This window comes from Flavobacterium sp., from assembly GCF_046293665.1.
Taxonomy (GTDB): Bacteria; Bacteroidota; Bacteroidia; order Flavobacteriales; family Flavobacteriaceae; genus Flavobacterium.
The window spans coordinates 67,650-91,077 of the sequence record NZ_JBKBOL010000005.1; the positions used below are offsets into that span (position 1 = coordinate 67,650).

Sequence of the window (23,428 nt, forward strand, 5' to 3'; positions counted from 1 at the left end):
TCTATAATCTAAAATAATATGGAATTACCAAAATTCGTACTAGCAGATAACTCCAATTACCCGGATGATATTTTTGTCATTCACCTTGATTTTCCTCGCTTTATCATCAATTTAAAAGACGATGAAGTGGAATTTATGGAAGACCTGGAAGGAGAAGACGAAACCGAACTAGAAGCCGAAATGGAGCATTTAATTACCTTGGCCGGAGAGTTTTATGACAAGGAAATGGAAGCTTACGAGGAGTAGTATTCAGTTCCCAATCAAGTTGGGAATGACAGTTGGCAGTCTTCAGTATAAGCTGCGACTGCGACTGAAGACTACTTAAAATACTTTTCCAACAAAATCATAGCTGCTGCAAATGGTGACAATTCATCATTTTGCACGGCTTTTTTGTTTTGTTCCAATAAAGCCATGATTTCCGGATGATGGTAGAAGTGGTTTTTCAACTGCTCGTTGATGGTTTCCATCATCCAATATTGGTTCTGGTCTTTGCGTTTTTCTTGGAAGTAGTTATTGCTTTTAACCAATTCCAAATAATTAGAAATCGTTTGCCAAACATCATCAATTCCGGTTTTTTCATAAGCACTACAAGTTGACACTGTTGGAATCCAACCCGAATTTTTTGCCGGAAATAAATGTAAAGCACGATTAAATTCGGTTTTAGCCAATTTGGCTTTGGCTACATTATCGCCATCGGCTTTATTAATCACAATCGCATCGGCCATTTCCATAATCCCGCGTTTGATACCTTGTAATTCATCGCCTGCACCGGAAATTTTTAACAGCAAAAAGAAATCAACCATACTGTGAACGGCAGTTTCACTTTGTCCTACGCCAACGGTTTCAATCACTATCGTATCAAATCCGGCCGCTTCGCAAAGGATAATCGTTTCACGTGTTTTTCGAGCCACGCCACCAAGTGTTTCACCCGAAGCACTCGGTCGGATATAAGCGTTTTTGTCTTTGACCAATTCTTCCATGCGGGTTTTGTCGCCCAAAATACTGCCATGCGAAATCGTACTGCTCGGATCAACCGCCAAGACAGCAACTTTTTTGCCTAAAGACGTCAAGTGTTTGCCAAAAGCTTCGATAAACGTACTTTTTCCAACACCGGGAACGCCTGTAATTCCTATCCTAACAGATTTATTGGCATGAGGCAAACAAGCCTTAATGATGTCATTGGCTTTCGCCAAATGGGTAATATTGGTACTTTCCACCAAAGTAATCGCCCGACTCAGCGCCGAAATATCTCCTGCCAAAATTCCTTTCACTAGTTCTTCCGAACTTGGCTGGATTTTGCGACTGCGAACCACTTTGTCTAAAGAAGATTTACTGAAACTCTCCGGTTGTGAGATTCCGTCTTTTTCGGTCAAAGCACTTTTTTTATGGGATTGGTCTTTCAAAGGAAAATCGTTTGGGTAAATTTAGTGAAATATTATTTGCGCAAAAATGGAAAGACACCATTTTTTAGGAAACCTTTTGCGCTCAATTTTCGGCTGTTTGTTTTTTTTGCCGTTCCTTTGCAAAATAATTTCACACTTCGAATGGATAACATTCTACTAGTTTTTCTTTGTTTGATTATGGGATTGGGCATGCAAAGAATCGCAGCTTTCCCGAAGAACGGACACTTAGCCCTAAACCAATTCGTAATCTATATCGCTTTGCCGGCTTTGGCCTTGTATTATATTCCTAAAGTGCGCATTTCAACCGATTTGCTTTATCCGTTAGGCGTAGCTTGGATTGGTTTTTTATTGTCGTTTGTTTTTTTCTATTTCCTCGGAAAAAAAATGGGTTGGCCTAACAGGTTGATCGGTTGTTTGATTATTACTGCCGGTTTGGGAAATACTTCTTTCATAGGCTTTCCAATTATTCAGGCACTTTACGGAGACGAAGGTTTAAAAACTGCGATTATTGTTGACCAAACCGGTTCGTTTGTAGTCATGACCACACTCGGAATTATTACGGCAGGAATTTTTGCCAAAGGCGATCCAAACAGAAGCGAAATCATCAAGAAAATATTGCTTTTCCCACCATTTATAGCTTTTATTTTGGCTTGTATAATGAATTCGCTCCGACTTGATTTTACAGACCAATTTCAAACCGTATTTCTAAAACTTGGCGCTACAGTTACGCCAGTGGCTTTGGTTGCCGTAGGTTTGCAATTGAAGATTGAAAGAGAAAGCCAGCATTGGAAATTCCTAAGGTTAGGATTGTTATTCAAATTAATCATCACACCGGCGGTTTTTGTTTTGCTGTACAAAGTTATTTTAGGCGGAAAAGGATTAGCCGTTGATGTTTCCATCATGGAATCAGCGATGGCGCCAATGATTACCGGAGCAATTTTGGCTTCCAATTACGGATTAAAACCCAAATTAAGTAGTATGATGGTCGGCATCGGGATTCCGTTATCGTTTATATCTTTGGCTTTTTGGTATTTTATTTTAAGCACATTTTAAATGGACACAATTGTAAATGTATCGGCAAAGAATAAAGATTTAGCCCAAAAAACGGTCTATTCTATTCTTTTTTCTATCAGTTTCGCGCATTTGCTCAACGATTTAATCCAAGCGATTATTCCTTCGGTTTATCCCATTTTAAAACAGAATTACAATTTATCATTTTCCCAAATCGGTTTGATTACGTTTGCGTTTCAATTGACGGCTTCTATATTCCAACCTTTCGTAGGCTATTATACCGACAAACATCCAAAACCTTTTTCTCAAATTTACGGCATGCTGTTTTCCTTGGCCGGAATCATTTCAATTTCGTTCGCCGATAATTTTTATTGGATTTTACTGTCCGTAATGCTTATCGGTACCGGTTCGTCTATATTTCATCCCGAATCGGCACGAATTTCTAACTTAGCTTCCGGTGGCAGACGCGGTTTGGCACAATCGATTTTCCAAGTTGGCGGAAATTTCGGAACCGCACTCGGTCCGTTATTGGTTGCCTTAATTGTAGTGCCCAATTCTCAAGTGTACATTCTTTGGTTTATCATTGCCGCTACAATCGGTTTGGGCATTCTGAGTAAGATTGCTTTTTGGTACCGAGATCATTTGATCAATCGCCAACCTAAAAAAGTGGTTTTCGCCGACTTCCAACGGTTGTCCAAAAGCAAAGTAAAATGGGCGATTGCTATTTTGCTAATCGTTATTTTCTCTAAATTTTTCTATTCAGCCAGTTTGTCAACCTACTATACTTTTTATGTGATGGACAAGTTCAACCTTTCCATCAAAGAAGCACAATTCCACATGTTTATTTACTTGTTTGCTTATGCGGCCGGAACCATCATGGGCGGACCTTTGGGCGATAAAATTGGAAGAAAATATGTGATTTGGTTGTCGGTTTTCGGTGCGGCGCCATTTGCGTTATTATTGCCTTACGTGAATTTGTTTTGGACCGATGTGTTAATGATCATCATCGGTATTATCATTTCATCAGCGTTCCCAGCGATATTGGTTTATGCCCAAGAATTATTGCCTAGAAAACTCGGCATGATTTCGGGCTTGTTCTATGGTTTTGCGTTTGGAATGGGCGCTTTGGGTTCGGCGTTGCTCGGCACTTTAGCCGATTACACGTCGATTCAATATGTATATCACGTATGTTCATTTTTGCCATTGATAGGTATTATTTGTTATTATCTTCCCAATTTGAAAAAACGGTAGGAGCGAAAGGTTCGGGCATTTTTGGAAACCCTATTCCTGCTGTCCATTCTGCAAGGCGCCATTCCCATCAGGGCTAATTAGGATTTGTCTTTTTCTTTTGGAATGGTTACATTTACTTCTCAATTTTTTACACCATGTCACTCAATCCAGAAATCATTCAAAAACTCACGGCTATAGTAGGAGAAACTTTTATTTTCACCGACCAAGAAACCCGAAATCATTACGGTCACGACGAAACTGAAGATTATGTTTTTCCGCCAAGCGTAGTCGTAAAACCGGCCAATGCTCAAGAAATTGCAGCCATCTTAAAAGTGGCCAACGATTATAAAATTCCCACAACGCCCATCGGAGCGCGAACCGGTTTAAGCGGCGGTGCCTTGAGTATTTATGAAGGTATAGGTTTGTCGATGGAGCGTTTAAATAAAATCATTGAAATTGATGAACAAAATTTACAAGTAACGGTTGAACCGGCCGTAATAACACAAGTGTTGCGCGAAGCTGTTGCCGAAAAAGGATTGTTTTATCCCGTTGATCCAAGTAGTATGGGCAGTTGTTGGATTGGCGGTAATATTGCCGAAAATTCCGGTGGCGCACGAGCGGTGAAATATGGCGTAACCAAAGATTATGTGCTGAATTTAGAAGTGGTTTTACCGAATGGAGAAATCATCTGGACCGGAGCGAATACTTTAAAAAATTCTACCGGTTATAATTTAACCCAATTGATGGTCGGAAGCGAAGGCACTTTGGGTGTAATTACTAAAGCAGTTTTAAAATTATTGCCTAAGAACAATCACAACGTTTTAATGTTAGTGCCTTTTTACAAAGCCAATGAAGCTTGTGAAGCCGTTTCAGCAATTTTCCGTGCCGGAATTGTGCCAAGCGCTTTAGAGTTTATGGAACGAGATGCGATTGATTGGACGTTGCAATTTGTAGAAGGCATCAGCATACCAATCAAACCCGAGCATCAAGCGCATTTGTTGATTGAAGTCGATGGCAATTACCCCGAGGTTTTGATGCAAGAAGCAGAGAAGATTTTGTCAGTAGTGGAACAATTTGAAATCGATGAGGTTTTATTCGCCGATACGGAAGACGAAAAAAATGCCTTGTGGAAAATGCGTCGTTCGGTAGCGGAAGCCGTAAAATCGAATTCGGTTTACAAAGAAGAAGATACGGTTGTACCAAGATATATGTTGCCGGAACTATTATCAGGGATTAAAAAAATAGGCGAGAAGCATGGTTTTAAATCGGTTTGTTACGGTCATGCCGGCGATGGGAATTTGCACGTGAACATCATCAAAGGCGATATGACTGATGACAATTGGCAAACGCAAGTACCGCTTGGTATTAGAGAAATTTTTGAGTTGACGGTTTCGCTAAAAGGAACATTATCAGGTGAACACGGCATCGGTTTTGTACAAAAGAATTTTATGGATATTGCATTTTCGCGAACGCATTTAGAATTAATGGAAAGTATCAAACGCGTTTTTGACCCGAATAACATCTTGAATCCCGGGAAGATTTTTCCTGATGAGGTTTAACCACGAAGGATACAAAGAATGCACAAAGAGCACAAGGTTTAGATAACTTTGTGCTCTTTTTGGTTTAAAAACTAATCTCTTTTCGGAGTTTGTTTTTTTATTCTTTTCTCCTCTTTTTTTTCCTTTGCGGTCTTCAGAGGTTCTTTTTTGGCTGCTTTTTGCACGTCTTTTCCTTTTGCCATGGTTGTATAGTTTTTAGATTGGTATCAATTGATATCAGTAAAGGTAAAATTATTTATCTAATCCCAAAGTCCTTTTTACATTTTCATCAAAGAGTTCTTTAAAAGCAACTAATTGCTCCGGATGGTCAAAGTTGAAAAATTTCCATTCGCCACTAGTAGTTTCATCAAAAACGGCTACGAATGTTGCTATCATTTTAACGTTAAAACTGTTTCGGTTGGGCTCAAAAACAACATCTTTTGTGCGGTTAATTTCTTGTAGCCAAGTTCTCTTTTCAGCTACTTGTTCGGACGTTAATTTGCTTTCAAAAAAGTAGCGTTTCGGAATGCGTATAGTAATGACAGAAAATGATTTTTGGTTAATTTTAGTGATTGGTCCATATTGAAGTGGAACAGTTTGCAATTGGTAACGCAAACGAAATACTTCATTCTCGTAGTGAAGCTCTGTTTTCTCTAGGAAACTAGTTTTGCTCATACTTTCCAACATTTTGGGATAAGACAATTGGGCAATAGTTTCAAAATCCATCAAAAAATGGGCTTCGTAGTGTTTTTGTGCCGATGCTTTTAAGGCTGCTGTGCTTTGTGAAAAGCCATTGGCAACAATAAAAAAAAGAAGAATTGAAAGGTGTTTTGGTTTCATATTTATGAATCTATAATCAAATATAAAAAATCCACAACAGTTTGAACCATTGAGGATTAAATTATTTAAACGGATAAATTTTACTTGAATTATAAGCCAAGCGCAGTCACTACTTTATTACTGAATAGTTTGTTTACCAGTACATTTTCTTTGTCTTTATTGATAAACTTCCATTGGTTTTTAGTAGCGGCATCTGAAATGCCAATCATAGTGGATTTTTTCTTTACAGTAAAACTATTGGCTTCTTTACTAAAGGTTACTCTTTCAGTTTCCATAGCTGCTTTAAGGAGATCGACCATCATTTCAATTTCTTCGCCTTCAATTTTTTCGGTTAGGGTTAATTCCATTTCTAAATTGTGGTCAATTAAACAAAAGTTTTGGTCGCCAATTTTTATTATTTCTCCATATTCAAAGTTAGGGGCAATATTTAGAAGTTTAATTTTCATTTGCTCATTGCCATTGAATGTTTCTATCAGTATTTCTTTCATTTGTGCTTTAGGAAGGATTTCAAAAACTTTCGGATAAGTTGAATCCAAGATAGCATCATAGTCCAAAGTCGTGGTCGCCAAATAGATTTTTTGCGTACTTTCTTTTAAAGAAGCCAAATCTTGCGCCAATGTGAATTGTGCCAATAGTAAAGCAACGATTAGTGTTAGTTTCAATTTCATAGTTTATGTTTTACCAAATATAAAAAATCCCCAACAGTTTGTACCATTGAGGATTGTATTTTTAGCCGATAGACTTTGCTTTATAACTCTTCCAATTGAATGCGTTTTTTGTACTGTTTCATTTTTTTAAAGTAGGTTGGTGTCAGTCCGGTTATCTTTTTAAATTGGTTTGACAAATGGGAAACACTGCTGTAGTCCATCAAGAAGCTTATTTCAGTCAGTGATAATTCATCATACAAGAGCAATTCTTTAACACGCTCTATTTTATTCAAAATGATGTAATTGACTATTGTTGTTCCGGTAACTTCTGAAAAAAGGTTAGCCAAGTGCGTATAATTATAATCTAATTCTTTACTTAAATACTCTGAAAAATTGACCTTTGGATGTTCTTCAGCATAATGAACGAGTTCTATAATGACATTTTTGGTTTTTTCTATCAGCAATGATTTCTTGTCATCAATTAATTCCAAGCCTTTTTTTAGTAAGGCTTTGCGAAGTGCTTCTCTTTCTTCGGCATGGATGTCTTTTTTGAGGGTTACTTCACCTAAATCAATTGCGGTGTGCTTTAATTTCAGCTTGTCTAATTCTTCTTTCACCGCTATTTTACAGCGAAGCGAAACCATATATTTAATGTGTATTTTCAAGATAGATGAGTATTGGTTTATAAAAGAAGAACAATTTTTCCTTCAATTCTTGTAAAGGTACTCTATTTAAGCGCGCAAAGGTAATTTATTTGATTGCAGTACTTTTGTAAAATTCTACTTCATGTTTGTACATTTCACAGAATTTCAGCGTAATAAAAAAATCCCCAATAGTTAATATTGAGGATTTATATTGTTACAATCTGCTGACTGCGACTGCCACTGAAAACTATTCGTTAACCAAAACCCATTCGCCTGTGGCCAACATGCCTTCGGCTTTTTTGTATTTGGTAGTTTCTGTTTTGCCGCTCATCACGTGTTTAATCGTTACAGTATCATTACGATTGATTTTTGGAGTTTCTCTCACAATCGTTTCTGTTACTTGAGGACGTTGTTGTGCCGCTTGACTAGCTTCACGATTACCGTTTTCGCTGCTTTGAATTTCGTCTTTGCTTTCGGTATAATTTTGTTTTTCACGTACTTGTCGTGCTTCTTGAATGTTTTGGTTTTGCTGAGGCAAATCACCTTTGAACAAGAACGAAATTACTTCTTTATTCACACCGTCTAACATTGAGCTGAACAATTTAAACGCTTCTAATTTGTAAATCAGTAACGGATCTTTTTGTTCGTGAACCGCTAATTGTACTGATTGTTTTAATTCGTCCATTTTGCGTAAGTGCTTTTTCCATGCTTCATCTACAATGGCTAAAGTGATGTTTTTTTCAAAATCGGCAATCAATTGAGCTCCATTTGAATCGTAGGCTTTTTTCAAATCCGTTACCACATTCAGGGTTTTAATTCCGTCTGAAAACGGCACGATGATACGTTCAAATTTATTGCCTTCCTTTTGGTAAACATCCGCTACAATTGGGAAAGCTTCGCGAGCGCTTCTTTCGGTTTTTTCGGTGTAATAGGCTAAAGCGGCTTTGTAAACTTTACCCGTAATTTCCATTTCAGATAATTTATCAAATTCGGTAGCTGAAATAGGAGACGTAATCGAGAAGTAACGAATCAATTCAAATTCGAAGTTTTTGAAATCGTTTCTGTTTTTGTTTTCACCTACGATAAGTTCGCAAGTGTCATACATCATATTAGCAATATCCAATTTCAAACGTTCGCCGTGCAAAGCGTGACGACGACGTTTGTAAACCACTTCTCTTTGAGCATTCATCACGTCATCATATTCTAACAAACGTTTACGAGTACCGAAGTTGTTTTCCTCTACTTTTTTCTGAGCGCGTTCAATTGATTTGGTCATCATAGAGTGCTGAATTACTTCGCCTTCTTTCAATCCCATTCTGTCCATAATTTTGGCTACTCTATCGGAACCGAATAAACGCATTAAGTTATCCTCCAAAGACACATAGAACTGTGAACTTCCAGGATCTCCTTGACGACCAGCACGACCACGCAACTGACGGTCAACACGACGCGAATCGTGGCGTTCCGTACCAATGATGGCTAAACCTCCGGCAGCTTTTACTTCCGGTGTCAACTTGATGTCGGTTCCACGACCGGCCATATTGGTTGCAATAGTTACAACGCCCGGTTTACCGGCTTCGGCCACGATATCGGCTTCTTTTTTGTGCATTTTCGCATTCAACACATTGTGTTCAACACCGCGCATTTTTAACATTCGGCTCAATAATTCTGAAATCTCTACCGATGTGGTACCAATCAATACAGGACGACCTGATTTTGATAATTGGGTTACATCTTCGATAACGGCATTGAATTTTTCGCGAACCGAACGGTAAATCAAATCTTCTTTGTCTTGACGCGCCATTCCTCTGTTGGTTGGAATTTCGACTACGTCTAATTTGTAAATCTGCCACAACTCACCGGCTTCGGTAACGGCAGTTCCCGTCATACCGGCTAATTTGCTGTACATACGGAAGTAATTTTGTAATGTAATAGTAGCAAAGGTTTGGGTTGCCGCTTCAATCGTTACATTTTCTTTGGCTTCAATAGCTTGGTGCAATCCATCAGAATAACGACGACCATCCATGATACGACCGGTTTGCTCATCAACGATAAGGATTTTGTTATCCATGATCACGTATTCTGTGTCTTTTTCGAACAAAGTGTAAGCCTTTAATAACTGAGTCAGTGTGTGAATTCTTTCTGATTTTACACCAAAGTCTTGAAATAATTTCTCTTTAGCTTCCGCTTCTTGGTCTTTTTCTAAGTTTTGTTTTTCGATGTTGGCAATTTCAGTTCCAATATCCGGTAAAACGAAGAAATCATCTGAAGTATCTTTGGATAAGAATTTGATTCCGTTATCAGTCAATTCTACCTGATTGTTTTTCTCTTCGATTACAAAATACATCGCTTCGTCAACTTCCGGCATTCTGCGGTTGTTGTCTTGCATGTATTCGTTTTCGGTTTTTTGAAGCAATTGTTTGATGCCTTCTTCACTTAAGAATTTGATTAAGGCTTTATTTTTGGGTAACGAACGGTAAGCTCTTAACAATTGGAAACCACCGTCTTTGGTATTGCCTTCTTTGATTAAACGTTTGGCTTCTGTTAAGAATCCGTTAGCCAATTGGCGTTGTAAGTTGTAAAGGTTTTCGATTTTTGGTTTCAATTCGTTGAATTCGTGGCGATCACCATCAGGCACCGGACCAGAAATAATCAAAGGTGTTCTTGCATCGTCAATCAATACCGAATCGACCTCGTCGACAATGGCATAGTTGTGTTTTCTTTGTACCAAATCTTCCGGCGAATGCGCCATGTTATCACGCAAATAGTCGAAGCCGAACTCATTATTGGTTCCGTAAGTGATATCCGCTTCGTAAGCTTTTCTACGAGGATCAGAGTTAGGTGAGTGATTGTCGATACAATCTACGGTCAATCCATGGAATTCGAATAAAGGTGCTTTCCACGTACTGTCACGTTTGGCCAAATAGTCATTCACGGTTACTAAGTGAACACCGTTTCCGGTCAAAGCATTTAGGTATAATGGCAATGTGGCTACTAATGTTTTTCCTTCACCGGTTTGCATCTCGGCAATTTTACCTTCGTGTAATACGATACCACCAATCAACTGAACGTCATAATGAACCATATCCCAAGTAATTTCTTTTCCGGCAGCATTCCAAGAGTTGGCCCAAATGGCTTGGTCACCATCGAGTGTAATGTATGATTTTGTAGCCGAAAGCTCTCTGTCTTTTGGCGTAGCGGTTACAGTAATAGTTGTGTTTTCTTTAAAGCGACGAGCGGTTTCTTTAATTACAGCAAAAGCATCCGGGAGGATTTCGCTCAATACTTTTTCTGAGATTTCATAAGCTTCTTTTTCCAGAGCATCAATAGCAATGTAGATGTCTTCTCTTTGGTCGATGTCTACCGTATTTTCTGCTAGTGTTTTTTTGGCTTCAATCTCGGCATCTTGTTTGGCACGAGCTTGTTTTATTTTTTCTTTGAACTCGGCCGTTTTGGCTCTTAATTCATCGTGAGACAAAGCCGCTAAAACGGGTTCTAAAGCTTTGATTTTATTGATGTAAGGTTGGGTTGCTTTGACGTCTTTTTGGGATTTGTCGCCTACAAAAGCCTTAATAATGCTATTAATGAAACTCATAATGGGTTTGTATTTTTATGTTTTAGTTTTCCTGGTTAAGGAGTGCAAATTTAAACAAAAAAAAAGCCCTGAATGGACTTTCTTCTGTTGTGATTGTATATTTTTTTAATATTCATCCTCGTTCCAAAGGTAATCTTCGTCGGTTGGATAATCCGGCCAAATCTCTTCCATAGATTCGTAAATTTCACCTTCGTCTTCTATCGATTGTAAATTCTCTACTACTTCTAGTGGAGCACCTGTTCGTATAGCATAGTCGATAAGTTCATCTTTGGTAGCTGGCCAAGGCGCATCGCTTAAATAGGATGCCAATTCTAATGTCCAATACATCTTCTGTCGATTTTTAGTTTATGCAAAAATAAATTTTATACTGAAAAAGTCAAGTTTTTTTTGATTTATTTTTAAGTAAGTTTAAGAACGTCCTATTTCAGTGATTAGTCTCAGTCTCAGTTTGCAGAAACTGGATACTGAACAGTGTGACTGTTTACTTTCGCGGAATCCATTTCACTTCCTCCGCTTGAAGGTCAAAGGACAACTTCCGTGCCAAGACAAAAAGGTAGTCAGAAAGTCGGTTTAGGTACTTGATTACTTGCTCATCAGTAGGTTCTAATTCATGTAAATGGGTTGCCAAACGTTCGGCTCTACGGCAGACACAGCGGGCAATGTGACAATATGACACGGTAGTATGACCACCAGGCAAGACAAAGTGTGTCATTTGTGGTAAAGTGGTATCCATGACGTCAATTTCGTTTTCTAAAAAGGCTATGTCTTCTTCAGAAATTCGGTTAATGTTTAATCGCGGTTGGCCGTTTTTTAAGACTTCTTTTTCGGGCGGTGTGGCCAAAATGGCGCCGACGGTGAAGAGTCTGTCTTGTACTTCAATTAAAACATTTTTGTATAAAACATTGATTTCTTGGTCGCGGATTAAACCGATGTGAGAGTTGAGTTCGTCAACGGTGCCGTAACTTTCGATGCGGATATGGTGTTTTGGGACACGGGTGCCGCCAAATAGAGCGGTAGTTCCGGTGTCGCCGGTTTTGGTGTAGACTTTCATGTTGAATTATGAATTATGAATTATGAATTATGAATTCACCAATTCTGTTATTTGATTTCAAAGGTAGCAAAAATACAAATGAATTGCTGATTAGCCCTGATGGGAGTAGTTACCGTGTAACTCGGACAGCAGGAAAATGGATGGCTGATAAAGCCCGAGCCATTCGCTTCTATCTTATTACAAATGATTGACGTTTTGGGTATCGCTTTCGATTACACCATCGCGCAGGCGGATGATTCTGTGGGCGTATTGGGCGATGTCTTCTTCGTGGGTTACCAAGATTACCGTGTTGCCGTTTTTGTGAATGTCGTTGAAGAGATTCATGATTTCGACCGAAGTTTTACTGTCGAGATTTCCTGTTGGCTCATCGGCTAAAATGATGGAAGGTTTGTTGACTAAAGCACGGGCGATGGCTACACGCTGGCGTTGACCACCGGAAAGTTGGTTGGGTTGGTGGTCCATTCTGTCGGCCAAATTGACTTGCTTCAAGACTTCGGTAGCTCGAATATTTCTCTCAGATTTTGAATAACCGGCATAAATCATAGGTAAGGCTACATTATCTAAAGCAGTTGTTCTTGGCAAAAGATTGAAAGTTTGGAAGACGAAGCCTATTTCTTTGTTTCTGATTTCGGCTAAATCATCGTCGTGCATTTGGCTGACATCTTTTCCGTTCAATATATAAGTTCCTGAAGTTGGCGTATCCAAACAACCTAAAAGGTTCATCAACGTCGATTTTCCGGAACCCGATGGTCCCATCAAAGCTACATATTCGCCTTTGTTGATTTGTAAGTCGATGCCTTTTAAAACGTAAATGGTTTCGCTTCCGAGTTGGAAATCGCGTTTAAGATTTTTTATATTGATTAAGGAATTTGCCATTGCTTACTAAAAATTGAATTTGCCAAATAAGTAGTAAATATACCGATAATGTTACAAACTGAAGCACAAATTTGAAACAAGGAATTATACAACTATTGTAGAAAATTGTGTAATGGGTTTGAAGGTTATCCTGACTAATTTTACAAGAACATTAAAACTTAAACATTATGAAAAACAGAATAATTAGATATGGAGTATTTTTTACTGCATTGGTGAGCTTTGTCTCTTGTAAAAACAACGAGGCAGAAAAAGCAGCAGATGAAAGAATAGCCGCTTTAGAAAGCTATGTAGATTCGCTAGAAAATGTAAAAACTGAAGATGCCGAAGCCAATTGGGAGCAAATCGCCGCTGATTATGACAGAAGAACGGCAGAGTCAAATGAGGCTATTGCTACTTTAGGAGATGATCTTAAGCCACGAAATCAAGCACGATTAGATTCGATTAATGCTAGATATTTTGTAATTAAAACTACGGTTGAAGAAGCCAAAGTTCCGGTTAAAGTGAATCCGAATCAAGCACTTAGGGATAAATTTTTTGGTGCCGGAAAATTGGGTGAAGACATGAATTTCAGTTGGGTAAATAAAGACAACATTTTAGAAACGTATCAAACTTTTTTTGATGCTTATAAAGCCAACAAAAGTAATTTTTCGAGAGAAGATTATGATGAGGTAAAAATGATTTATGAAGCATTAGACAGTAGAAAAAATACAGTTGAAAAAGAAGGTTTGTCTTCTGAAGACAATACTAAAATTGCCTCAATCAAATTTAAATTTGCGCCTATGTTCAAGATGAACCGAATAGGAGCAAAGGCAAGAGAAAATGAGGAAGCAAAAGAATAATTTTTTTGAATTGGTTTGTTAATTCGAGAAAATGGCAATCAGGGATGGTTGCCATTTTTTTATGCCCTAATGATAAAATGTTCTTTCTCTTGTTCGGTGCGGAAGAAAACAATTCCCCATTGAAAGGTGTCGATTGTAACGGTGACTTTGGAATGTTTTTTAATGATTTCCCAAGCAGTTTCCATGTCTTTTGACCAATGAATATCGTCGAAAATCCAGACGGTTTCGTTGGTTACGGTTGGCAGTAAAAGTTCGAAATAATTCAGTGTTGCTTCTTTCGAATGGTTGCCGTCGAAGTAAATCAAATCGAAGATTTGGGGTTTCAAGTTTATGGTTTCAGGTTTCAGGTTGTTTAAATAGGTTGTAAATTCTGTAGTAACAAACTCAATTTGATTAGCGGCCAACTTGAAACTTGAAACTTGAAACATTTCTTTTGTCAAACTAATCGTATTTCCACAGCCTTCCAAAGTGGTGATTTTTGCTTTTGGATTGCCAAGTGCTAAAGCTGAAGTCGCTAAACCTAATGATGTTCCGATTTCTAAAATGTTTTCGGGTTGGAAATACTTTGTGATTCGGAAGAGCAATTCCGCTCTTTTTGGAGTAATTCCGGCAGTTTTGGCAATTTGATTGATGGCTCGGGTGTTGCTTTTAAAAACTCGAGAACCGGCGCCAAAATCGGTTACTTCGATGGTGTTTTTATTTTCTAAAAGCGATTTTCGGTACTTTTTAAGAATGGCATATTCAGGATATTGCTTTTTATCATAAAAACATTTGGTCACCAAATTAAATACAAACGGCGAATGCACTCCGTGTTCGTTTTTGGAGTTCCAGAGGAAGTTTAGGTATGACTTTATTTGCTGCGACATTTATTTTTTGTTACACAGAGATTCACGGAGTTTTATTAAGATTCACAGAGTTTTTCTCCGTGTGTCTCATTTTTTCTCTGTGAATCTCTGTGAAATAATTTACTCCATTTTACTCGAAAGCTCAAACCAGCGCTCTTCTTTGGCTTCCAGTTTTTTGATGATGACTTCTAATTCTTGGGCTTTTTTGGTGATGTCAGCGTCGGCTACTTTGCCTTCGGCGAATTGGTTTTCGATTTGCTTTTTCTCGTATTCTAGGTCTTTGATTTCGCGTTCGATTTTGCTGAATTCCTTTTGTTCGTTGAAATTCAAACCCGAAGTTGTTGGATTGTTTTGTTTCCAATTTGTTTTTTCAGTAGAAACGCTCGATAAAACTTTTGGCTCTGCCGAATCTTCATACGCTCTGAAATCAGAATAATTACCCGGGAAATCCTCTATTTGTCCTTCACCTCTGAAAATGAACAAATGGTCTACAATTTTATCCATAAAATAACGGTCGTGGGAAACTACCAATAAACATCCCGGATAATCCAAAAGGAAACTTTCCAACACGTTCAAAGTCACAATATCCAAGTCATTCGTAGGTTCATCGAGAATCAAGAAGTTCGGATTTTGGATTAAAACCGTACACAAATACAGTCGTTTCAATTCGCCTCCGCTTAATTTTTCTACAAAGTCATATTGTTTTTTGGCATCAAATAAAAAGCGCTCCAACAATTGCGAAGCCGAAATGATTTTACCTTTCGTTAGCGGAATGTATTCGCCATACTCTTTAATGATATCTATAACTTTTTGTCCGGGTTTTGGGTTAATACCGCTTTGCGTGTAATAGCCAACTTTGATTGTTTCTCCAATGACTACTTTACCGGCATCGGGCACCATGGTTTTGGTTAGGATGTTTAGGAAAGTCGATTTTCCTGTACCGTTTTTACCAATGATACCAATGCGTTCGCCACGTTGGAAGTCATAAGTAAAATTATCTAATATGGTTTTCTCCTTGAATTTTTTGTTCAGTTTGTACAGCTCAATAATCTTGCTGCCCATGCGTTCCATGTTGATTTCGAGCTCAACTACATTTTCTTTACGGCGACTTTCCGCTTTTTCCTTGATTATGTAAAAATCATCTTGGCGCGATTTTGATTTGGTCGTTCTCGCTTTCGGTTGGCGACGCATCCATGCCAATTCTTTGACGAAAAGGTTTTGTGCTTTGTCGATAGAAGAATTTTCCATAGCAATTCGCTCTTCTTTTTTCTGCAAATAATAAGAGTAATTGCCTTTGTATTGGAAGAGTTTTCCGTTGTCGAGTTCGATGATTTCGTTACAAACTCGCTCCAAAAAGAAACGGTCGTGCGTTACCATAAACAGCGTGATGTTTTCTTTGGCAAAATAACTTTCCAACCATTCAATCATCTCTAAATCCAAGTGATTCGTTGGTTCATCTAAGATCAACAAATCCGGACGATTGATTAGAATAATAGCTAAGGACAAACGTTTCTTTTGTCCACCGGAAAGACTTTTCACTTTCAGTTTTAAATCGTCTAACTTTAATTTGGATAAAATTTGCTTGAATTGCGTTTCAAAATCCCAAGCGTTGTGGCGGTCCATTTCGTCGAAAGCCAATTGGTATTTTTCCTCATCTTCCGGGTTTTCCAGCGCTTTTTCGTAGCGTTCAATTACATGTAGAATTTCGTTGTCTGATGCAAAAACACTTTCTTCAATAGTCAATTCGTCCTGAAGCATATTGTTTTGAGAAAGAAATGCCATTTTGATTCCTTTGCGAATGATAATCTGACCGGTATCGGGTTCGTCATCGCCGTTAATCATGCGCATAATTTGGGTTTTCCCTGAACCGTTTTTGGCAATAAAGGCGATTTTTTGGTCTTTGTTGATACCAAAAGAAATGTCCTTAAATAAGGTTCTTTCGCCAAAGGACTTAGATATATTTTCTACTGAAAGGTAATTCATGGATTGATTTGAAAATTGATAGGTTGCAAAAGTAGTTTATTGAAAAGGATGAAGCAATATTTTAAATACAAAACCTGACAGGATACAAAATCTTGTCAGGTTTTTAATTGTTTGATCCGAGTTTGAATTAAACTTCAAATTTTAGCCAAACACTTCCACGCCTTTTCCTGTGGTAATCAGGTTTTTCAAACTTTCCTGAATAAGCATCGTCCAGCCGTTGGAGCAATCACCAAAGCATTCAAATTTTGGAGTTAATCCTTCATGAGTGAAATTTACTTGTGTCTTGCCATCGGTTTCAGTGATTTCGAAAATGATTTTTGTTCCTGTCCATTCGTTCTTTTTTTGAGTAAAAGTCAAATCGCTGTCGGTAACCAACCAAACTACTTTTTTATTAGGGATAAGTTCCGCTACTTTTTGTTTAGAATAGTGAAAGTGTTTAAAGCGATAATCGAAATCATCGTTTATTTTGTCTGTACTACCTTCAATTTCGCCATGCCACCATCCTCGAACATTGTTGATGGCATCGAAAACTTCTTTTGGAGATTGGTCAACTATAATCGTTGTTGTAAAATCGGATGTTATCATTTTTTTAGTTTATTTAAGTAATCGCAATTGCCCTAAATGGTATTGTAAGTGCGAAGTACGGGTTATTATTATGTTTAATTTGTTTCGATGCGGTTCATTGACAAAGTCTTCAGCAGAAACAGCTGTATGTTTTTTGAACCAGTCATCTGTTGTAAATGCCTCAAATTTTTGCTTCATGATTTCATTTTGCTTCGTCAGGTATAGTCTTAATTCACTAACAGTTGGGATTTCGGTACTTGCCTTGTCAGCATACTTGATAAAAGGTTCATTCAGTTCCGGATACAGTTTTTCACCCATATCCAAAAGAATCAGCATATCATCGTGAACCGCGATGAGATGTCCCAATAAGTAAATACCTCGGTTTTTGCCTGGTGCAATTTCTTTCATCAATGTTTCATCGCTCAATGAGTCCAGTAAGGTGTTGGCATTCAGTGCAGAAGCGTTCCATCGGTCAAGAACCATTTTTACACTAATGTCTGCCTGTGTGATAGTTTCTGATTGTTTCATAAATTCATTTTTAGTTAATACTACAAATTTACTTTCTGATTATTAGACTGAAGAGGTGTAAAATAGACTTTGTAGCGGGTTGATTTGGACAAAAGAAATTTATAGCTTTGACAAAACGTAAATTATGAAACACCTAACGTTACTTTTGCCAAGTAAGCAACACAATTTAAGTACGGTAACCTGTATAATTGGCGCTTATGAAATTTTTGAATTTGCTAATGCTTATTACAGAAGGATCGGTCGAGAACCCTTGTTTAGCATTCAACTGGCAGGTATTTCAGAACAGGTCGAACTTAAAAATGGTATGTTTACAGTAAAACCAGAAATCCATATATCGAGAGTTGATAAGACCAATCTGATTATCATCCCTTCTTATAATCCGGTACTTTATTTTGATGATGCAGAAACGCAGCAATTGTTGGATTGGATTAAACTTCAATACAGAAAAGGAGCTGAAGTAGCGAGCCTTTGTTCTGGGGCTTTTCTTTTAGCGGCTTCAGGTTTACTTGATGGAAAGAGTTGCTCTACACATTGGAAACATACGGAAACTTTCAGGAAAGTTTTTCCAAAAATAAATTTGCGAACGGACAATCTGATTACCGACGAGTCAGGCATCTACACCAATGGCGGTGCTTATTCTTTTCTAAACCTGATGGTGTATTTGGTGGAAAAATATTATGACAGGCAGACTGCCATTTTGTGTGCGAAAGTTTTCCAGATAGAAATGGATCGTAATGTTCAATCCGAATTTGTAATTTTTACCGGTCAGAAACAGCACGATGACGAGATCATTCAAAAAGCACAAACCTATATTGAGCAACATCTGGAAGAAAAAATAAGCATTACCGATTTAGCATCAAAATTCAATGTCGGCAGACGCAATTTTGACCGCAGATTTATAAAAGCCACCGGAAATACACCCATAGAATATTCCCAAAGAGTAAAAATAGAAGCGGCCAAAAAAGCATTTGAAACCAATAGAAAAACCATCAATGAAGTTATGTATGAAGTGGGTTATTCAGATACCAAAGCTTTTAGAGAAGTATTCAGAAAAGTAACGGGAATGTCACCACTAGAATATAAAGGAAAATATTATAAAGCGGTAATTTAATAATTTGAAGATTTGAAAATATCGTTAATTTTAAAATTAAAGTCGTGCAAGTATTAGGCTTTTCCGAACGCAATCAGAATTTTCAATCTTTAAATTAAATTTAAAGTAACCATCATTTTCAAATTTTCAAATTGATGCATTTTCAAATTAGATTATATTTGCCTAATGCAACTATCCGTCATCATCCTTAATTATAATGTGCGCTACTTTTTAGAGCAATGTGTCTTAAGTGTGCAAAAAGCACTCGAAAACATTGATGGTGAAATCATTGTCATCGACAATAACTCTTCCGATGACAGTTGCGCTATGATGAAACAGCGTTTCCCGAATGTCAAACTCATCGAAAACAAAGAAAATTCAGGTTTTCCGAAGGGCAACAACATTGCAGTTCGAGAAGCCAAAGGCGAATACTTGTGCATATTAAATCCCGACACAGTCGTAGCAGAAGACACTTTCGAAAAGATACTGAACTCCCAACTCCTAACTTCTAACTCCGAACTCGGAATAATAGGTTGCAAACTCATCGATGGCACCGGAAACTTTCTACCCGAAAGCAAACGCGGTATTCCAACACCTTGGGTGGCTTTTACTAAGATATTCGGTTTGTATAAAATCTTTCCGAAATCAAGGATGTTTAATCAATATTATGCCCAACATTTAGCCGAAAACCAAACCGGAAAAGTCGATATACTCGTTGGTGCTTTTATGGTGATGAAGCGTGAATTGTACAACGAATTAGAAGGTTTTGACGAAAATTGTTTTATGTATGCCGATGATATTGATTTGTCTTATCGGGCTTTGTTATTGCAAAAACAGAACTATTACTTTCATGAAACGACTGTTATTCATTACAAAGGAGAAAGTACAGTTAAAGATGCTACTTATATGAAGCATTTTCGGGAGTTTATGAATTTCTTTTACCAAAAGCATTTTAAGCGATCGGTGTTTTTCAATCTGATGGCGCGTTTTGGCGCGTTTTATTTTTCGATAGTGAAAGTTTTTAAAGGAAAAGCAAAGCCTAAAGTCAAACCTAATCAGTATATTTTAGTTTCTGATAATGAAGTGTTAAGAGAAAAATTAGAAGCCAAACTGCAAAAAAACATCGAAAGAATGCCATTAGAAAACGGGAAAATAGTAATTTCGCAAACGATTTCGAAGGAGAAAAATACAGAGGTAATTTTAGATGCCAATTATACAGGTTTTAAAAACGCCATCGCTTTTTTGGAAGAAAACAAAAACAAGTCGCTTACTTTTAAATTGTTACCGGTCGAAAGTGATTTTATCATTGGAAGTAACAGCAGTAACGATAGAGGAGAAGTGATTAATTTGTAGAAAAGTATGAAAATCGGCTTTTCTTTTATTAATTTTGCAAACGAAACAACAAAATACAACTTTAGATTATCAATATGGCAAAGTTTGAATTGAAATTACCCAAAATGGGAGAAAGTGTTGCTGAAGCAACTATTACCAATTGGTTGAAAAGCGTAGGTGAAAAAATAGATGCCGATGAAGCCGTTTTGGAAATTGCTACTGACAAAGTAGATAGCGAAGTGCCAAGCGAAGTTTCGGGTGTTTTGACCGAGATTTTATTCCAAGTGAATGATGTGGTAAAAGTAGGGCAAACCATCGCCATTATAGAAACAGAAGGCGGAAGTGTTGCGGCTGCTCCAATTGCGGAATCAGTTGCTGCACCGGTTGCTGAAGTAGTCAAAACAATTGAAGTAGCACAAACAGTAGCAGCTCCGGCCGATTTCAAATCGTCTGATAAATTCTTCTCACCATTGGTGAAAAACATTGCCACAGCAGAAGGTATTTCAATAGCAGAATTAGAGAGTATCGCCGGTTCAGGAAAAGATGGACGCGTGACTAAAGAAGACATCCTAAATTATATCAAGAATAGAGGAACCCAACCTGTTGCTGTTCAACAGCCAGTGACGCAACCGACAACCAACAACCAACAACCAACAACCCCAATCGCAACACCTGTTTCGGTAAACGGTGGCGACGAGATTGTGGAAATGGACAGAATGCGTAAGCTAATTTCAGGTTACATGGTCGCTTCGGTGCAAACTTCGGCGCACGTACAATCGTTTATTGAAGTCGATGTGACCAATATCGTAAAATGGAGAGACAGAGTTAAAAATGCTTTTGAAAAACGCGAAGGTGAAAAATTAACGTTCACCCCAATCTTTATGGAAGCGGTAGCGAAAGCTTTAAAAGATTTTCCGGGAATGAACATTTCCGTTGATGGAGATTTTATCATCAAAAGAAAAAATATCAACCTTGGAATGGCCGCTGCTTTACCAAACGGCAACTTAATTGTTCCGGTTATTAAAAATGCAGACCAATTGAATTTGGTTGGTATGGCCAAAGCCGTAAACGATTTAGGCAACCGTGCGAAAGCCGGAAAACTAAAACCGGACGATACGCAAGGCGGAACTTATACGGTAACGAATGTCGGAACTTTTGGTTCTGTTTTCGGAACACCGATTATCAACCAACCACAAGTAGGAATCTTAGCCTTGGGCGCGATTAGAAAAGTACCTGCTGTTATCGAAACTCCGGAAGGTGATTTTATCGGCATCAGACAAAAAATGTTCCTGTCACACAGTTACGACCACAGAGTTGTTGATGGCGCATTAGGCGGAAGTTTTGTGAAACGAGTAGCAGAATATTTGGAAGCTTTTGATGCGAATAGAGAGTATTAGAAAATTTATATGGTAATGTAAAAACCTTTCAAGTATTTATTTGAAAGGTTTTTTTAGTTTAAATATTCCTTGAATTGATCACCTTTTGTCTCGTTTTTAAAAGTTGTTAAAGACCGTAAAGATGTAAATTTTAAGATAAGTTATGTAATAGTTTTAGATTAAATCAAGTGTAAATTTGTTGATAAAAATTAATTTAAAATTATTATGAAAAAAATAACACACTTGGTTCTTTGTTTATTTACAGTATGTATTTCAATAGCGCAAGAAGTAAAGACTACAATTGTGGTTGATTCTGCTCAAGTAAAAATCGAATCGAGTAAAGCCAACATCAACGAAAAAAAATCCCAACTTAAATCGGATCTTCAAGATCAAAAGAAAATCAGTAAAGAACAAAAGAGAACAGACAATAAAGCAACTGACGAGCGAAGAGAATTAGCAAAAGAGCAAAGAAAGCTAAAAAAGGAGCAAAAGCAAACTCAAAAAGAAAATAGAGCGATTTCCAATAATAATGATAAACAAAACGATGTAAAGAAAAAGGAAATCAAGTTAAATCAAAGATTAATGAATGCCAATAAAGATTTAATTAAACTTCAAGAAAAATTTGAAAAGAAAAAAAATAAAGGAAATTTAACTGCTGTTGAAAAAAGCAAGTTTGAGGTAAAAATCACCAAAAAACAACTTGAAGTCAGAAAGATAGAAGAAGATATTTCAAGTTTAAAAAGATAATTGATTATTTAGATCTTTATCCGGCGCAAAAAAATATAACAGAATAATAAAATTGTAAAACCCCGACTAGCCTGTCGGGGTTTTTGTTTCCTCTTCTTTGGTTTCTTCAACAGGTTTTTCTTTTACTTCTTCTTTTACTTCTTCTTTCAAAGTGATGACAGTTTTATCTTTAAATAGGTATTCTCCTTTTTTATAGACTTCATTATTGGCTAAAATGACTTCGTAACTGTAAACGCCTTTTGGTAATTCAAATAAACATTCTTTGCTGTCTTTTTGGATAATGAGTTCTTTTTTGAATTCTTCTCCATCTTCGGTTTGACGGGTAAGGACTAAAGTGATTTTATCGGTCATTTTGTTTTTGATACAAACACTTTCCACAGTAGTACTCGCCGGATTCTTTTTAGAAGAAGAAAAAATGGTAATCAAACCACCAACTAAAATTTCCCCGCCTTTAACTAAAGCTGTAACGTCAGATTGGGCGCCGGATGCCATTGGCCACGCCAATAAAATAGCGATTAAAGTTTTGAGTTTTCTGGATGCTTTACGCTTAACAATTGCATTCATAATAAAGTTGTTTTAGAGATTACGTAAAGCTTTTCATAGTATTTTTAGGTTTAAAATTAGTGAAGTAAAGTTGCAGATACTCTCCGTTAATTCCTAAAAGAAAACTGATAATTTCCAAAAGAGTAACAATAATTGCTAAAACTTTTATTATTAATAAAGCAAAAGTAATTATACAATAAATCTGTAAATATCTCGTTATTAGTATAGTTGTCTAACAACGCTAATCATCTCAACCACTTATAACCACTAACTATTTCACTATGACTACCGGAACGAAAATCAGATACCTTAGAGAGAAAAAAAAGATATCCCAAGAGGCATTGGCTTATGCTGTTGGTGTTAGCCAAGTAACCATTGGCAATTGGGAACAAGGCAAAAGTATCAAACACGAGTACATCAAAAGATTGGCTGAAGCACTTGAGATTTCTATCGATTATTTGTTTGAAGAAAGTCAGAATAAAAATGTCGAAACGACTTCTAAAATAGACGTTCACAGCGATAGTTTTGAAATCATCATTAAAGCACCCAATCATTTCTTTGAAGACCTTCATAAAAAGATGGATTTACTGATTAATAAATTTGAGGCGCCGAAATAGTTGCAAATTCAATTAATTATAAATCAACCCTTTCCTTTTTCGAAAGGGTTTTTTTATGGCCAAATCATAAATCTTTATTAAAATATCGATAAACGGTAACTTCAATATTTTATATTTGTGAGCATAAAT

Annotated in this window: 24 protein-coding genes; 11 read left to right on the forward strand and 13 right to left on the reverse strand. The window is 37.2% G+C overall.

The window, feature by feature from the left end; translation table 11 throughout:
• Positions 1–18: 18 nt before the first annotated feature.
• Entirely contained in the window at positions 19–246 is a 228-nt protein-coding gene (locus ACK4R1_RS09025; RefSeq protein WP_121313156.1) for a hypothetical protein, read from the forward strand.
• Between the two features lie 71 nt (positions 247–317).
• Here ACK4R1_RS09025 and meaB read toward each other — a convergent pair whose 3' ends face one another.
• Complete coding sequence (gene meaB, locus ACK4R1_RS09030; protein ID WP_409686081.1) at positions 318–1,403, reverse strand: methylmalonyl Co-A mutase-associated GTPase MeaB; 1,086 nt, start codon at positions 1,401–1,403, stop codon at positions 318–320.
• A 141-nt stretch (positions 1,404–1,544) separates the two neighbouring features.
• Between meaB and ACK4R1_RS09035 the strand changes: the two genes are divergently transcribed.
• From ACK4R1_RS09035 to ACK4R1_RS09045, 3 genes are all read left to right on the forward strand, one after another.
• Entirely contained in the window at positions 1,545–2,456 is a 912-nt protein-coding gene (locus ACK4R1_RS09035; protein WP_409686083.1) for an AEC family transporter, read from the forward strand.
• Positions 2,457–3,665 (forward strand): MFS transporter, encoded by a 1,209-nt coding sequence (locus tag ACK4R1_RS09040; RefSeq protein ID WP_409686085.1) that lies wholly within the window; start codon positions 2,457–2,459, stop codon positions 3,663–3,665.
• Between the two features lie 134 nt (positions 3,666–3,799).
• Complete coding sequence (locus tag ACK4R1_RS09045) at positions 3,800–5,203, forward strand: FAD-binding oxidoreductase (protein WP_409686086.1); 1,404 nt, start codon at positions 3,800–3,802, stop codon at positions 5,201–5,203.
• A 231-nt stretch (positions 5,204–5,434) separates the two neighbouring features.
• On the opposite strand, the gene ACK4R1_RS09050 is transcribed toward ACK4R1_RS09045, so the two are convergent.
• From ACK4R1_RS09050 to ACK4R1_RS09075, 6 genes are all read right to left on the reverse strand, one after another.
• Entirely contained in the window at positions 5,435–6,022 is a 588-nt protein-coding gene (locus ACK4R1_RS09050) for a hypothetical protein (protein ID WP_409686088.1), read from the reverse strand.
• 89 nt (positions 6,023–6,111) lie between these two features.
• Entirely contained in the window at positions 6,112–6,690 is a 579-nt protein-coding gene (locus ACK4R1_RS09055; RefSeq protein WP_409686090.1) for a hypothetical protein, read from the reverse strand.
• Between the two features lie 80 nt (positions 6,691–6,770).
• Positions 6,771–7,334: a helix-turn-helix domain-containing protein gene (locus ACK4R1_RS09060; RefSeq protein WP_409686092.1), complete on the reverse strand. Its 564-nt coding sequence runs from the start codon at positions 7,332–7,334 to the stop codon at positions 6,771–6,773.
• A 226-nt stretch (positions 7,335–7,560) separates the two neighbouring features.
• Entirely contained in the window at positions 7,561–10,908 is a 3,348-nt protein-coding gene (secA, locus tag ACK4R1_RS09065; RefSeq protein WP_409686094.1) for a preprotein translocase subunit SecA, read from the reverse strand.
• Positions 10,909–11,013: 105 nt separating this feature from the next.
• Positions 11,014–11,235 (reverse strand): DUF2795 domain-containing protein, encoded by a 222-nt coding sequence (locus tag ACK4R1_RS09070; protein ID WP_002986941.1) that lies wholly within the window; start codon positions 11,233–11,235, stop codon positions 11,014–11,016.
• A gap of 154 nt (positions 11,236–11,389) precedes the next feature.
• On the reverse strand, positions 11,390–11,959 hold the full coding sequence (locus ACK4R1_RS09075) for a cob(I)yrinic acid a,c-diamide adenosyltransferase (protein ID WP_409686096.1): 570 nt from the start codon (positions 11,957–11,959) through the stop codon (positions 11,390–11,392).
• A gap of 29 nt (positions 11,960–11,988) precedes the next feature.
• Between ACK4R1_RS09075 and ACK4R1_RS09080 the strand changes: the two genes are divergently transcribed.
• Positions 11,989–12,150: a hypothetical protein gene (locus ACK4R1_RS09080; protein ID WP_409686098.1), complete on the forward strand. Its 162-nt coding sequence runs from the start codon at positions 11,989–11,991 to the stop codon at positions 12,148–12,150.
• Here the strand turns inward: ACK4R1_RS09080 and ACK4R1_RS09085 are convergent.
• The gene (locus ACK4R1_RS09085) at positions 12,137–12,835 is read right to left on the reverse strand and encodes an ABC transporter ATP-binding protein (protein ID WP_409686100.1); all 699 of its coding nucleotides are present in this window, start codon (positions 12,833–12,835) and stop codon (positions 12,137–12,139) included. The genes ACK4R1_RS09080 and ACK4R1_RS09085 overlap by 14 nt on opposite strands.
• 167 nt (positions 12,836–13,002) lie before the next feature.
• Here ACK4R1_RS09085 and ACK4R1_RS09090 point away from each other — a divergent pair, with 167 nt between their 5' ends.
• Positions 13,003–13,674 carry a hypothetical protein gene (locus ACK4R1_RS09090; RefSeq protein WP_409686102.1) on the forward strand — a complete coding sequence of 224 codons (672 nt, stop codon included), beginning with the start codon at positions 13,003–13,005 and terminating at the stop codon, positions 13,672–13,674.
• Positions 13,675–13,733: 59 nt separating this feature from the next.
• Here the strand turns inward: ACK4R1_RS09090 and ACK4R1_RS09095 are convergent, their stop codons facing one another.
• The 4 genes from ACK4R1_RS09095 to ACK4R1_RS09110 form a co-directional block, all read right to left on the reverse strand.
• Positions 13,734–14,540, reverse strand: a complete 807-nt coding sequence (locus ACK4R1_RS09095; protein ID WP_409686104.1) for an O-methyltransferase — start codon at positions 14,538–14,540, stop codon at positions 13,734–13,736.
• A 99-nt stretch (positions 14,541–14,639) separates the two neighbouring features.
• Positions 14,640–16,502, reverse strand: a complete 1,863-nt coding sequence (locus ACK4R1_RS09100) for an ABC-F family ATP-binding cassette domain-containing protein (protein WP_409686106.1) — start codon at positions 16,500–16,502, stop codon at positions 14,640–14,642.
• Positions 16,503–16,643: 141 nt separating this feature from the next.
• On the reverse strand, positions 16,644–17,087 hold the full coding sequence (locus ACK4R1_RS09105) for an SRPBCC family protein (protein ID WP_409686108.1): 444 nt from the start codon (positions 17,085–17,087) through the stop codon (positions 16,644–16,646).
• A gap of 9 nt (positions 17,088–17,096) precedes the next feature.
• Positions 17,097–17,594, reverse strand: coding sequence for a DinB family protein (locus ACK4R1_RS09110; protein ID WP_409686109.1), 498 nt, complete (start codon positions 17,592–17,594; stop codon positions 17,097–17,099).
• A 124-nt stretch (positions 17,595–17,718) separates the two neighbouring features.
• Between ACK4R1_RS09110 and ACK4R1_RS09115 the strand changes: the two genes are divergently transcribed.
• The 4 genes from ACK4R1_RS09115 (at position 17,719) to ACK4R1_RS09130 (ending at position 22,139) form a co-directional block, all read left to right on the forward strand.
• Positions 17,719–18,705, forward strand: a complete 987-nt coding sequence (locus ACK4R1_RS09115) for a GlxA family transcriptional regulator (RefSeq protein ID WP_409686110.1) — start codon at positions 17,719–17,721, stop codon at positions 18,703–18,705.
• A gap of 165 nt (positions 18,706–18,870) precedes the next feature.
• On the forward strand, positions 18,871–20,037 hold the full coding sequence (locus ACK4R1_RS09120; RefSeq protein WP_409686112.1) for a glycosyltransferase family 2 protein: 1,167 nt from the start codon (positions 18,871–18,873) through the stop codon (positions 20,035–20,037).
• Between the two features lie 74 nt (positions 20,038–20,111).
• Complete coding sequence (locus ACK4R1_RS09125) at positions 20,112–21,413, forward strand: dihydrolipoamide acetyltransferase family protein (RefSeq protein ID WP_409686114.1); 1,302 nt, start codon at positions 20,112–20,114, stop codon at positions 21,411–21,413.
• Positions 21,414–21,617: 204 nt separating this feature from the next.
• Positions 21,618–22,139, forward strand: a complete 522-nt coding sequence (locus tag ACK4R1_RS09130; RefSeq protein WP_409686116.1) for a hypothetical protein — start codon at positions 21,618–21,620, stop codon at positions 22,137–22,139.
• Positions 22,140–22,205: 66 nt separating this feature from the next.
• On the opposite strand, the gene ACK4R1_RS09135 is transcribed toward ACK4R1_RS09130, so the two are convergent.
• On the reverse strand, positions 22,206–22,703 hold the full coding sequence (locus tag ACK4R1_RS09135; protein WP_409686118.1) for a hypothetical protein: 498 nt from the start codon (positions 22,701–22,703) through the stop codon (positions 22,206–22,208).
• Between the two features lie 260 nt (positions 22,704–22,963).
• On the opposite strand from ACK4R1_RS09135, the gene ACK4R1_RS09140 reads away from it, so the two are divergent.
• Positions 22,964–23,299 carry a helix-turn-helix domain-containing protein gene (locus ACK4R1_RS09140; RefSeq protein WP_409686120.1) on the forward strand — a complete coding sequence of 112 codons (336 nt, stop codon included), beginning with the start codon at positions 22,964–22,966 and terminating at the stop codon, positions 23,297–23,299.
• Positions 23,300–23,428 lie beyond the last annotated feature (129 nt).

What these genes read in the sequence shown, in the direction of transcription:
- ACK4R1_RS09025 (WP_121313156.1), top strand. Translation starts at nt 19, where the DNA reads ATGGAATTACCAAAATTCGTACTAGCAGATAACTCCAATTACCCGGAT.
- ACK4R1_RS09035 (WP_409686083.1), top strand. Translation starts at nt 1,545, where the DNA reads ATGGATAACATTCTACTAGTTTTTCTTTGTTTGATTATGGGATTGGGC.
- ACK4R1_RS09040 (WP_409686085.1), top strand. Translation starts at nt 2,457, where the DNA reads ATGGACACAATTGTAAATGTATCGGCAAAGAATAAAGATTTAGCCCAA.
- ACK4R1_RS09045 (WP_409686086.1), top strand. Translation starts at nt 3,800, where the DNA reads ATGTCACTCAATCCAGAAATCATTCAAAAACTCACGGCTATAGTAGGA.
- ACK4R1_RS09050 (WP_409686088.1), bottom strand. Translation starts at nt 6,022, where the DNA reads ATGAAACCAAAACACCTTTCAATTCTTCTTTTTTTTATTGTTGCCAAT.
- ACK4R1_RS09055 (WP_409686090.1), bottom strand. Translation starts at nt 6,690, where the DNA reads ATGAAATTGAAACTAACACTAATCGTTGCTTTACTATTGGCACAATTC.
- secA (WP_409686094.1), bottom strand. Translation starts at nt 10,908, where the DNA reads ATGAGTTTCATTAATAGCATTATTAAGGCTTTTGTAGGCGACAAATCC.
- ACK4R1_RS09070 (WP_002986941.1), bottom strand. Translation starts at nt 11,235, where the DNA reads ATGTATTGGACATTAGAATTGGCATCCTATTTAAGCGATGCGCCTTGG.
- ACK4R1_RS09075 (WP_409686096.1), bottom strand. Translation starts at nt 11,959, where the DNA reads ATGAAAGTCTACACCAAAACCGGCGACACCGGAACTACCGCTCTATTT.
- ACK4R1_RS09080 (WP_409686098.1), top strand. Translation starts at nt 11,989, where the DNA reads ATGAATTCACCAATTCTGTTATTTGATTTCAAAGGTAGCAAAAATACA.
- ACK4R1_RS09085 (WP_409686100.1), bottom strand. Translation starts at nt 12,835, where the DNA reads ATGGCAAATTCCTTAATCAATATAAAAAATCTTAAACGCGATTTCCAA.
- ACK4R1_RS09090 (WP_409686102.1), top strand. Translation starts at nt 13,003, where the DNA reads ATGAAAAACAGAATAATTAGATATGGAGTATTTTTTACTGCATTGGTG.
- ACK4R1_RS09095 (WP_409686104.1), bottom strand. Translation starts at nt 14,540, where the DNA reads ATGTCGCAGCAAATAAAGTCATACCTAAACTTCCTCTGGAACTCCAAA.
- ACK4R1_RS09100 (WP_409686106.1), bottom strand. Translation starts at nt 16,502, where the DNA reads ATGAATTACCTTTCAGTAGAAAATATATCTAAGTCCTTTGGCGAAAGA.
- ACK4R1_RS09105 (WP_409686108.1), bottom strand. Translation starts at nt 17,087, where the DNA reads ATGATAACATCCGATTTTACAACAACGATTATAGTTGACCAATCTCCA.
- ACK4R1_RS09110 (WP_409686109.1), bottom strand. Translation starts at nt 17,594, where the DNA reads ATGAAACAATCAGAAACTATCACACAGGCAGACATTAGTGTAAAAATG.
- ACK4R1_RS09115 (WP_409686110.1), top strand. Translation starts at nt 17,719, where the DNA reads ATGAAACACCTAACGTTACTTTTGCCAAGTAAGCAACACAATTTAAGT.
- ACK4R1_RS09120 (WP_409686112.1), top strand. Translation starts at nt 18,871, where the DNA reads ATGCAACTATCCGTCATCATCCTTAATTATAATGTGCGCTACTTTTTA.
- ACK4R1_RS09125 (WP_409686114.1), top strand. Translation starts at nt 20,112, where the DNA reads ATGGCAAAGTTTGAATTGAAATTACCCAAAATGGGAGAAAGTGTTGCT.
- ACK4R1_RS09130 (WP_409686116.1), top strand. Translation starts at nt 21,618, where the DNA reads ATGAAAAAAATAACACACTTGGTTCTTTGTTTATTTACAGTATGTATT.
- ACK4R1_RS09135 (WP_409686118.1), bottom strand. Translation starts at nt 22,703, where the DNA reads ATGAATGCAATTGTTAAGCGTAAAGCATCCAGAAAACTCAAAACTTTA.
- ACK4R1_RS09140 (WP_409686120.1), top strand. Translation starts at nt 22,964, where the DNA reads ATGACTACCGGAACGAAAATCAGATACCTTAGAGAGAAAAAAAAGATA.